The organism is Streptomyces ureilyticus (assembly GCF_011045025.1).
In the GTDB taxonomy this organism is placed as follows: Bacteria; Actinomycetota; Actinomycetes; order Streptomycetales; family Streptomycetaceae; genus Streptomyces; species Streptomyces ureilyticus.
In genome coordinates this window covers 20532-30948 of record NZ_JAAKZX010000114.1, presented here as the reverse complement: position 1 = coordinate 30948, position 10417 = coordinate 20532, and the positions used below count along the sequence as shown (strand labels likewise).

Genomic DNA, 10417 nt, shown 5'->3' with positions numbered 1-10417 from the left:
CGGGGTCTTCGGGCGGGTGGGCGCGCAGGTAGGCGTCGAAGGCCGCCTTCCAGGCCGCGGCGTGCACCCGGGCCGAATCGGTGATCACTCCGTCGGTGTCGAAGACGACGGCCCGCACGTCCCGCAGTGCCGGTGCGAGCAGGTCGTGGCGCGTGGCAGGGGTGGGTGGTCGGTGCACAGTCACCCCCGCTCCGGCACGATCGCCACCGGGCACTGGGCGTGGTGAAGCAACGCGTGCCCTACGCGGCCGAGTTGGAGCCCGAGATGCCCGGACCGGCGGTGCGTTCCGACGATCACCAGGTCCGCGGCGGCCGTCCGGTGCAGCAGCGCCTTGCGTGCCGGTCCTTCCACGGTGTGACGGTGAACCCGTACGCGAGGGTGGTCCGCCATCGGGTCGTCGAGCAGGGCATCGAGCACGGCGGACGCCTGCTCCTCGTGATAGTGCGCCGGCTGCCCGGTGAGAAGGGGATGCTCGGGGAGCTCGTGCGCGGGGCAGCGCCAGGCGCGTACGGCATCGAGGGTGCACCGGCGCGCTTCGGCCTCGCGGAAGGCGAACCGCACCGCCTCGCCGCCGGTCGCGGGCTCGCCCGCGCCGAGCAGGATCCGCTCATGGGTGCCCGCCAGGCCGGCCTTGTCGCCGCGGACCACGATCACCGGGCAGTGGGCACGGGACGCCACGGCCAACGAGACCGAGCCCAGCAGCAGGCCCGTCAGCTCACCGCGGCCGCGCGTTCCCGTCACCAGGGCGGAGGCGTTGTGGCCCTCGTGCAGGAGGGCGTGCGCCGCTTCCTCGGGGACCGTCTCGGTGGAGACCTTCACCTCGGGATTGCGTCGGCGGGCACGTTCCGTCGCGGAACCGAGGATCTGGTCCGCCGGCACCTGCTCGGACGGGCGGTCAGCGCTGCCGGAGGGGGCGGCCCCTTCGTAACGCTCCCACAGGGAGGCGTACACCAGTCGCAACGGCAGTCCGTGCCGGGCCGCTTCGTCGACCGCCCAGTCGACCGCGACGAGGCTCGAATCCGATCCGTCGACACCCACGATCAGGGGCAGCTCCATGTCCCTCACCGCCTTTCGCCGGGCTGCGCGGACGTGCCGGCGGTACGGGTTCCCCGCACCGCCGCATCCATGGCCGGGCGGCGGCAGGGGCGTGGCGCGACCGCTGCGCGCGTGTTGCTCATCACGCCGAGGGCTTCTCATTGCACAACGGCGAAAGGAAAGTCCGCCCGGCGGACATCGATCAAGCAACGCCCTTGACCGAACCCCCTCCCCCTTGGACCATGTTGCGTATTGCTCGCGCTGTTGCTCATTACGCACCGCTGGAGGATGTCATGCCACCTCGCCCCGACCCCGGACGCGAGTTCGTCCTCACCCTGTCCTGTCCCGACCAGGCCGGCCTGGTCCACGCCGTCAGCGGCTTCCTGGTCGAACACTCCGGGAACATCCTGGAAAGCCAGCAGTTCGACGACCGTCTTCAGGGCCGCTTCTTCATGCGCGTCCACTTCGACGTCTCCGACCCCGAGACGTCACTGGAGCGCCTGCGCACCGATTTCGCCCCGGTGGCCGAGGCGTACCGGATCGACTGGCGGCTGCACGACGCGGCCGCCCCCACGCGCACCCTGATCATGGTGTCCAAGTACGGCCACTGCCTGAACGATCTGCTGTTCCGCAAGAGCACCGGCGCCCTCAACATCGACGTGCCGGCGATCGTCTCCAACCACCGGGAGTTCGAGGCGCTCGCGCACACCCACGGCATCCCCTTCCACCACATCCCGGTCACACCGCAGACCAAGGCGGACGCGGAGGCGGAACTGCTGGAGCTGGTACAGCGGTTGGACATCGACCTCGTGGTCCTCGCCCGCTATATGCAGATCCTCTCGGACGACCTGTGCAAACGGCTCGAGGGCCGGGCCATCAACATCCACCACTCCTTCCTGCCCAGCTTCAAGGGAGCCCGCCCCTACCTCCAGGCCCACCAACGAGGAGTCAAGCTGGTCGGGGCCACCGGGCACTACGTCACTCCGGACCTGGACGAGGGCCCCATCATCGAGCAGGACGTCGTCCGCGTGGACCACTCCGACGACCCCGACGCGCTGGTCACCATGGGCCGCGATGTCGAGGCCCGGGTACTGGCGCGGGCCGTGCAGTGGCACAGCGAGAGCCGCATCCTGCTCAACGGCCACCACACCGTGGTGTTCCGCTGACGCAACCGTCCCGTGTTCCCGCACATTCGTTCCTGCCCATCGTTCCCGCACATCGTCGGCTGAGGAGACGTATGTCCGTCCTGAACACCCCTCTGCACGAGCTCGACCCCGAAGTCGCCGCCGCGGTCGACGCCGAGTTGAACCGTCAGCAGTCCACCCTGGAGATGATCGCCTCGGAGAACTTCGCGCCGGTCGCGGTCCTGGAGGCGCAGGGCTCGGTGCTGACCAACAAGTACGCCGAGGGCTACCCGGGCCGCCGCTACTACGGCGGCTGCGAGCACGTCGACATCACCGAGCAGATCGCCATCGACCGGCTCAAGGAGCTGTTCGGCGCCGAGTACGCCAACGTCCAGCCGCACTCCGGCGCCTCCGCCAACCAGGCCGCGCTCTTCGCGCTGGCCCAGCCCGGCGACACCGTCCTCGGCCTGGACCTGGCCCACGGCGGCCATCTCACCCACGGGATGCGGCTGAACTTCTCCGGCAAGCAGTTCAACGTGGTCGCCTACCACGTGGACGCGGCCACCGGCCTGGTCGACATGGCCGAGCTGGAGCGGCTGGCCAAGGAGCACCGCCCGAAGGTGATCATCGCGGGCTGGTCGGCGTACCCGCGACAGCTGGACTTCACCGAGTTCCGGCGGATCGCCGACGAGGTCGAGGCGTACCTGTGGGTCGACATGGCGCACTTCGCGGGCCTGGTCGCGGCCGGTCTGCACCCGAACCCGGTCCCATACGCGGACGTGGTCACCTCCACCACCCACAAGACGCTGGGCGGGCCCCGCGGCGGCTTCATCCTCGCGAAGAAGGACTTCGCGAAGAAGCTCAACTCGTCCGTCTTTCCCGGCTTTCAGGGCGGTCCGCTGGAGCATGTGATCGCGGCCAAGGCGGTCTCCTTCAAGGTCGCCGCCTCGGAGGACTTCACGGAGCGTCAGCGCCGTACGGTCGAGGGCGCGAGGATCCTCGCAGAGCGGCTGACGGCCGACGACGCCCGCGCGGCCGGGGTCAACGTCCTGTCCGGCGGCACGGACGTACACCTGATCCTGGTCGACCTGCGCGAGAGCGAACTGGACGGTCAGCAGGCCGAGGACCGTCTCCACGAGGTCGGCATCACCGTCAACCGCAACGCCGTCCCGAACGACCCGCGCCCGCCGATGGTGACGTCGGGCCTGCGTATCGGCACGCCCGCCCTCGCCACCCGCGGCTTCGGGGCCGAGGACTTCGCCGAGGTCGCGGACGTCATCGCGCAGGCACTCATGCCGTCGTACGACGCGGAGGCGCTGAAGGCCCGCGTGAAGGCGCTGGCCGACAAGCATCCGCTGTACCCCGGCCTCAACACGTAAGCCCGATGGGGCACTTGAACCGGGTGCCCCCTCCCCGTTCTGAGGAGTGACCGTGGCCATCTCGGTCTTCGACCTGTTCTCGATCGGCATCGGCCCGTCCAGCTCCCACACGGTCGGCCCGATGCGCGCGGCACGCCTGTTCGCTACCCGCCTGAAGGAGGACGGCGTACTCGCCGAGACCACCACGGTCCACGCCGAGTTGTACGGCTCCCTGGGCGCGACCGGGCACGGCCACGGCACCCCGAAGGCCGTACTGCTCGGCCTGGAGGGCAATGAGCCGCACACCGTCGACGTAGTCCAGGCCGAGCACGACGTCGAGCGCATCAAGTCCACCGGAAAGCTACGGCTGTTGGGCGTCGAGATCGGTGACGCCCAAGAGATCGCCTTCGACTTCGGCAAGGACCTCGTCCTGCACCGCCGCAAGACGCTGCCGTACCACGCGAACGGCATGACGCTCTGGGCGTACGACACTGCCGGCGCCGAACTCCTGACGAAGACCTACTACTCCGTGGGCGGCGGCTTCGTCGTCGACGAGGAAGCGGTGGGAGCCGACCGCATCAAGCTCGACGACACCGCGCTCAAGTACCCCTTCCGCACCGGCGACGAGCTCCTGCGTCTGACCCGGGAGACCGGCCTGTCGATCTCCGCCCTGATGCTGGAGAACGAACGGGCCTGGCGCACCGAGGACGAAATCCGCGAGGGGCTTCTCGCCATCTGGCACGTGATGCAGGCCTGCGTCGCCCGCGGCATGTCACAGGAGGGCATCCTGCCGGGCGGCCTGCGAGTCCGGCGCCGGGCGGCGGTGACGGCACGCCAACTCCGGGCGGAGGGTGACCCGTTGGCGCATGCCATGGAGTGGATCACGCTCTACGCGATGGCCGTGAACGAGGAGAACGCGGCGGGCGGCCGAGTGGTCACCGCCCCGACGAACGGCGCGGCGGGCATCATCCCGGCGGTCCTGCACTACTACCTCAACTTCGTGCCCGGCGCCGACGAGGACGGAGTCGTCCGCTTCCTGCTCGCCGCCGGAGCCATCGGCATGCTCTTCAAGGAGAACGCCTCCATCTCCGGCGCCGAGGTCGGCTGCCAGGGCGAGGTCGGCTCCGCCTGCTCCATGGCCGCCGGCGCGCTGGCCGAAGTCCTCGGCGGCTCCCCGGAACAGGTCGAGAACGCCGCCGAGATCGGCATGGAACACAACCTCGGCCTCACCTGCGACCCGGTCGGCGGCCTGGTCCAGATCCCCTGCATCGAACGCAACGGCATGGCCGCCGTCAAAGCCGTCACGGCCGCGAAGATGGCCATGCGCGGCGACGGCTCCCACAAGGTCTCCCTCGACAAGGTCATCAAGACCATGAAGGACACCGGCGCCGACATGTCCGTGAAGTACAAGGAGACCGCCCGCGGCGGACTCGCGGTGAACATCATCGAGTGCTGACCGGATGGGCGTCACCCGGTGCCCGGGCAGGGCAGCCATCGAGGGAGGGCGGCCCACGGGGGTGGAAGCCCCCGCGGTACGCGACCCGCTCGGCACGCGTTCAGACGCCGTTCGCCTTCCTCTCCGCCGCCTCGACGACGTTGGCGAGCAGCATCGCCCGGGTCATGGGGCCGACTCCCCCCGGCATGGGCGCGAGCCATCCGGCGACCTGGGCGGCATCCGGGTGCACATCGCCGACGAGTCCGTTGTCGGTGCGGGTGATGCCGACGTCCAGAACCGCCGCGCCGGGGCGCAGCATGTCCTTGGTGATCAGCCCGGGGGAACCGGCGGCCGCGATGACGATGTCCGCCTCGCGGACGTGCCAGGCCAGGCCCTTGGTGCCGGTGTGGCACAGGGTGACGGTGGCGTTCTCGGAGCGCCGGGTGAGCAGCAGTCCGATGGGGCGGCCGACGGTGAGGCCCCGGCCGATCACGCACACGCGTGCTCCGGCGAGGGGCACGTCGTAGCGGCGGAGCAGTTCGACGATGCCGCGCGGGGTGCAGGGCAGCGGGGCGTCGACGCCGAGGACGAGCCGGCCGAGGTTGGCGGGGTGCAGGCCGTCGGCGTCCTTGGCGGGGTCCATGCGTTCCAGTACGGCGTTGGCGTCCAGGGGGCGTGGGAGCGGGAGCTGGACGATGTAGCCGGTGCAGGCGGGGTCGGCGTTGAGGTCGTCGACGGCGTCCTCGACCTGCCGCTGGGTGGCGTCGGCGGGCAGTTCGCGGCGGAGGGAGGCGATGCCCACCTGGGCGCAGTCCCGGTGCTTTCCGGAGACGTAGGCGTGGCTGCCGGGATCGTCACCGACCAGGACGGTTCCGAGCCCGGGCGGGCGGCCGCCGGTGGCGGTCAACTTGGCCACGCGCTCGGCCAGTTCGCGGCGGATGTCGGCGGCGGTCGCCTTGCCGTCGAGCAGACGTGCGTTCATCAGCGGTCTCCGTTCCCTACGAGTCGGTCCTGTGCGGCGAGTGCGTCAGGGAGCCGGGCCGGGCTCCCCCTTGACCGCCGACCGCCTGCCATATAGCGTGCTTACAACTAGTATATCAGTTGCGTGTCACCTCGAAGGAGGCCGCCATGGCAGAGGTCCCGCCGCAGGCGAAATGCGTCGTCATCGGCGCCGGCATCGTCGGCAACAGCCTGGTCCACCACCTGGCCCGGCTCGGCTGGCGCGACATCGTGCAGATCGACAAGGGCCCGCTGCCCAACCCCGGTGGCTCCACCGGTCACGCCTCCAACTTCATCTTCCCCGTCGACCACTCCCGCGAGATCACCGACCTGACGCTGGACTCGATGCGGCAGTACAAGGAGCTGGGCGTCTTCACCGAGTCCGGCGGCTTCGAGATCGCGCGTACCGAGGAGCGCATGGAGGAGCTGCGCCGCCGGATGTCCAGCGCCAAGGCCTGGGGCATCGAGTCGCACCTGGTCGACCCCGCCTTCGTCAAGGAGAAGGTGCCGTTCATCGAGGCCGACCAGTTCATCGGCGCCTTCTGGACCCCGAGCGTCGGCGTCGTCGACTCCCTGCGCGCCGGCACGATCATGCGCGACGGCGCCATCGAGAGCGGCGCGCTGAAGAGCGTGCCCAACGTCGAGGTGCTCGGCATGGACGTCGAGGACGGGCGCATCCGCCGGGTGCGCACGAACAAGGGCGACATCGAGGCCGAGTACGTCGTGATCGCCAGCGGCGTGTGGAGCCCGAAGCTCGGCGACATGGCCGGCATCAAGATCCCGCTGACCCCCGCCGTCCACCAGATGATCTCCGTCGGCCCCTGCCCGCAACTGACCGGCATGCAAGGCGAGATCAACTTCCCGATCGTCCGGGACATGGACACCTTCTGCTACGAGCGCCAGCACGGCGCCGACATGGAGGTGGGGTCCTACGCCCACCGGGCGATCCTGCACGAGCCGGAGGAGATCCCGAGCATCGAGCAGGCCAAGCTCAGCCCCACCGAAATGCCGTTCACCACCGAGGACTTCGACCCGCAGCTGGAGCAGGCCTACGAGCTGATGCCCGAGTTGCTGGGCGCCGATGGCGCGGAGATCCGGTACGCGATCAACGGCCTGCTGTCGCTGACCTGCGACGGCAACCCGATCCTCGGCGAGAGCGAGGTCAAGGGGCTGTGGACGGCGGCCGCGGTGTGGATCAAGGAGGGCCCGGGCGTCGGCCGCGCGGTCGCGGAGTGGATGACCCACGGCCACAGCGAGATCGACCTCGCGCACAGCGACATCGCCCGGTTCTACCCCCACCAGCTGCGCCGCGAGCACACCAAGCTGCGTACCACCGAGTCGTTCATCAAGACGTACGGGATCGTCCACCCCGCCGAGCAGTACGAGTCCGACCGCGAGCAGCGGCTCTCCCCCATGCACGAGTCGCAGAAGAAGCTCGGCGCGGTCTTCTTCGAGGCGGTCGGCTGGGAGCGGCCGCAGTGGTACGAGTCCAACGCCGACCTCCTCGAGGTGTACGGGGACCGCGTGATGCCGCGCGAGCACGAGTGGGACGCGCGCTGGTGGAGCCCGATCGTCAACGCCGAGCACCTGCGGATGCGCGAGGCCGCCGGCGTCATCGACCTGACCGCCTTCGCGATGTTCGACATCACCGGTCCTGGTGCGCTGGACGCCGTGCAACGCACCTGCGTCGCGCAGTGCAACGTGCCGGTCGGCAAGGTGATCTACACCCCGGTGCTCGACGCCAAGGGCGGGTTCCGCTCCGACCTCACCGTGATGCGCCTGGGTGAGGACCACTTCCGGGTCGTCACCGGCGGCGCGCACGGCATGGCGGACAAGAAGTGGTTCGCCGACCAGCTCGGCGACGACGCGTCCCTGGAGGACCTCACCGACCAGGTCTCCACGATCGGGCTGTGGGGCCCGCGGGCCCGCGACATCCTGTCGCAGCTGACCGACGCGGACGTGTCCCACGACGGCTTCAAGTTCCTCAACTGCCGCGAGATCGACCTCGACGGCATCACCGTACTGGCCTCCCGGATCTCCTACGTCGGCGAGCTCGGCTGGGAGCTGTACGTCCCCTTCGACCAGGCCGCCGCGGTGTGGGACAAGCTGCTCACGACGGGCGCGCCACACGGTGCCCGCCCGGTCGGCATCGGCGTCTACGTGACCACCGGGCGGATGGAGAAGGGCTACCGGGCCTTCGGCCACGAGCTCGACGCCGAGCGCACCATCATCGAGGCCGGCATGCAGCGGCCGAAGGTGAAGGGCGCCGACTTCGTCGGCAAGGAGGCCTACCTCGCCCAGCGTGCCAGCGAGCCCGCGGCCGTGCTGTGCACGCTGGCCGTCGACGACCACACCTCGGCGTCCGGGGTGAAGCGGTACATGCTCGGTGGCGAGCCGATCCTCACCCGCTCGGGCGAGGCGCTCGTCGACGGGCACGGGCACCACCCGTACGTCACCGCCGCCGGCTCCGCCCCCTCGCTGGGCAAGCACCTGCTGATGGCGTACCTGCCGCCCGAGGAGGCGCGGGTCGGCAACGAGCTCGCGGTCTCCTACATGGAGGAGCTCTACCCGGTGACCGTGCTCAGCAACGACGCCACCCCGCCCTTCGACCCGGACAACGAGCGGATCCGCTGATGGCAGTGCTGTCAGTGGTCGGGCCTGTCGAGACCACGAGAGGTGAACGATGACGAACGTATTGGTCTGCATCAAGCGGGTCCCCGACTCCTCCGGTGAGGTCCTGCTCACCGAAGACCAGCAGGGTGTCGACGGGAGGTACGTCGGCTTCACCGTGAGCAACCACGAGAGCTGTGCTGTCGAGCTGGCGGTCCGTACCGCCGAGGCGACCGGCGGTACGGTCACGCTGCTGACGGTCGGCCCGCCCGAGGCCGCCGAGCAGTTGCGGGACACGCTGGCGCTCGGCTGCCAGGCCGCCGTACTCGTGGAGGCGGAGCCCTCCCGGCTGGGACCGGCCGACGTGGCCCGGGAGATCGCCCACGTCGTACGCGAGAAGGAGTCCGCGGGCACGACGTACGACCTGATCCTGCTCGGCAACGACGCCGCCGACAGCGGCGACTTCCAGGTGGGCATCCGGATGGCCCATGCGCTCGGCCGGCCGGTGGTCAACGGTGTGTCGACGGTCGAGGTGGCCGACGGCAACCTGACCGCACGCGGCGACGGCCCCGGCGGTGAGGAGACCTACTCGCTGCCGCTGCCCGCCGTCGCCACCGTCCTCGAGGGCGGGGCGGAGCCGCGTTATCCGACGCTGAGGGGCCGGATGGCGGCCAAGAAGGTCCAGATCGAGACCCGGGCCCTGTCGGCCGAGCCCGCCGGAGCGAACCGGGTGCGGCTGCTGCTGCCCCCGCCCGCGCCGTCGACGGTCGAGGTGCTGGGCGAGGGCACGGAGGCCGCCGCGGCGGTCGCGAACCTGTTTGAGAAGCTGGGGGTGACCCGATGATTCTGGTGCTGGTCGAGACAGAGAACGGCGCCGCGAGCGAGATCTCGCTGGAGACGCTCAACCTCGCCCGGGCGCTGTCGGCCGAGGGCGGCGGCATCGCCATCCGCGCGGTCGTCGTCGGTGAGGTCGAGGACCGCGACGCGCTGGCGGCCGAGCTCGGCACCCACGGCGCGGCCGAGGTCCACCACGCGGTGGGCGAGGCGTTCGCGTCGTACGGCGGGGCCGCCTGGGCGGCGGCACTGCAGGCGATCCGCGAGTCGACCCGCTCCGTCGTGGTCACCGCCGCGGGCTCGCCCCGGGGCAACGAGGTGCTGGCGCATCTGGCCGCCCGGCTCGACGTGCCCATGGCCGCGAACGTGACCGCGTTCCACGGCCTGGCGCCGTTCGTGGTGACCCGGCAGGTGGTCGGCGGGGCGGCCCTGGAGGAGATGAAGCTCGACCAGCGGCCCGCGGTCTTCTCCGTCGCCGGCCACTCGTGGGCCGTGTCGCCGGTGGAGGGCGCGTCGCCCGCCGCCTGGGTTGAGGTGACCCCCGAGGTGGCCGAGTCCGACCTCGTGGCGCGGGTCGTGTCGACCGGCACCAAGGAGGTCGACCACTCCGACTCGCTGAAGTCCGCCAAGGTCGTCGTGGGTGCCGGGCGCGGGGCAGGTGGACCGGAGGGCTTCGGCCCGGTCGCCGAGCTCGCCGGGCTGCTCGGCGGCGTGGTCGGGGTGTCCCGCGTCGTCACCTCGCTGGGCTGGCGGCCCCACCATGAGCAGGTCGGCCAGACCGGCTCCCGGATCAGCCCGGACCTGTACATCCCCTGCGGGATCTCCGGTGCCATCCAGCACTGGGCCGGCTGCGCGTCGTCGAAGACGATCCTGGCGATCAATACGGATCCTGAGGCGCCGATGATGACGAAGGCGAACTATGCCGTCGTGGGCGACATGCATGAGGTCGTCCCCGCGATCATCGACGAGCTCAAGTCGCGTGGGGTGTCTGGGTGAGTCGGGTGCCCGGCGGTGGCTGAGTG

At 70.4% G+C, this 10417-nt stretch carries 8 protein-coding genes and 1 pseudogene; 6 read left to right on the top strand and 3 right to left on the bottom strand.

The features are described from left to right. Positions 1 to 184: pseudogene (locus tag G6048_RS29405) on the bottom strand (hydrolase); the annotation flags it as partial. Continuing rightward, a complete protein-coding gene (locus tag G6048_RS29400; RefSeq protein ID WP_165342626.1) occupies positions 181 to 1056 on the bottom strand; it encodes a universal stress protein in 876 nt (291 codons plus the stop codon). The gene G6048_RS29400 and the pseudogene G6048_RS29405, both read right to left, overlap by 4 nt. 272 nt (positions 1057 to 1328) lie before the next feature. Between G6048_RS29400 and purU the strand changes: the two genes are divergently transcribed. The 3 genes from purU to G6048_RS29385 all read left to right on the top strand — a co-directional run bounded on the left by purU (position 1329) and on the right by G6048_RS29385 (position 4973). Beyond that, positions 1329 to 2201, top strand: a complete 873-nt coding sequence (gene purU, locus G6048_RS29395) for a formyltetrahydrofolate deformylase (protein WP_165342625.1) — start codon at positions 1329 to 1331, stop codon at positions 2199 to 2201. 71 nt (positions 2202 to 2272) lie between these two features. After that, on the top strand, positions 2273 to 3538 hold the full coding sequence (gene glyA / locus G6048_RS29390) for a serine hydroxymethyltransferase (RefSeq protein ID WP_165342624.1): 1266 nt from the start codon (positions 2273 to 2275) through the stop codon (positions 3536 to 3538). Positions 3539 to 3590: 52 nt separating this feature from the next. Next, a complete protein-coding gene (locus G6048_RS29385; RefSeq protein ID WP_165342623.1) occupies positions 3591 to 4973 on the top strand; it encodes an L-serine ammonia-lyase in 1383 nt (460 codons plus the stop codon). A gap of 100 nt (positions 4974 to 5073) precedes the next feature. Here the strand turns inward: G6048_RS29385 and G6048_RS29380 are convergent, their stop codons facing one another. Then, a complete protein-coding gene (locus G6048_RS29380) occupies positions 5074 to 5934 on the bottom strand; it encodes a bifunctional methylenetetrahydrofolate dehydrogenase/methenyltetrahydrofolate cyclohydrolase (protein WP_165342622.1) in 861 nt (286 codons plus the stop codon). Positions 5935 to 6080: 146 nt separating this feature from the next. Here G6048_RS29380 and G6048_RS29375 point away from each other — a divergent pair, with 146 nt between their 5' ends. The 3 genes from G6048_RS29375 to G6048_RS29365 are packed head-to-tail and all read left to right on the top strand — an operon-like array spanning position 6081 to position 10391. Further along, a complete protein-coding gene (locus tag G6048_RS29375) occupies positions 6081 to 8585 on the top strand; it encodes a GcvT family protein (protein ID WP_165342621.1) in 2505 nt (834 codons plus the stop codon). 49 nt (positions 8586 to 8634) lie between these two features. Beyond that, positions 8635 to 9405 (top strand): electron transfer flavoprotein subunit beta/FixA family protein, encoded by a 771-nt coding sequence (locus G6048_RS29370; RefSeq protein ID WP_165342620.1) that lies wholly within the window; start codon positions 8635 to 8637, stop codon positions 9403 to 9405. Then, entirely contained in the window at positions 9402 to 10391 is a 990-nt protein-coding gene (locus G6048_RS29365) for an electron transfer flavoprotein subunit alpha/FixB family protein (protein WP_165342619.1), read from the top strand. Before G6048_RS29370 ends, G6048_RS29365 begins: the two co-directional genes overlap by 4 nt. Positions 10392 to 10417: the final 26 nt, after the last annotated feature.

Bases quoted from the DNA above. Each gene is read 5' to 3' on its own strand.
- G6048_RS29400 (WP_165342626.1), bottom strand. From the start codon at position 1,056: ATGGAGCTGCCCCTGATCGTGGGTGTCGACGGATCGGATTCGAGCCTC.
- G6048_RS29380 (WP_165342622.1), bottom strand. From the start codon at position 5,934: ATGAACGCACGTCTGCTCGACGGCAAGGCGACCGCCGCCGACATCCGC.
- G6048_RS29370 (WP_165342620.1), top strand. From the start codon at position 8,635: ATGACGAACGTATTGGTCTGCATCAAGCGGGTCCCCGACTCCTCCGGT.
- glyA (WP_165342624.1), top strand. From the start codon at position 2,273: ATGTCCGTCCTGAACACCCCTCTGCACGAGCTCGACCCCGAAGTCGCC.
- purU (WP_165342625.1), top strand. From the start codon at position 1,329: ATGCCACCTCGCCCCGACCCCGGACGCGAGTTCGTCCTCACCCTGTCC.
- G6048_RS29375 (WP_165342621.1), top strand. From the start codon at position 6,081: ATGGCAGAGGTCCCGCCGCAGGCGAAATGCGTCGTCATCGGCGCCGGC.
- G6048_RS29365 (WP_165342619.1), top strand. From the start codon at position 9,402: ATGATTCTGGTGCTGGTCGAGACAGAGAACGGCGCCGCGAGCGAGATC.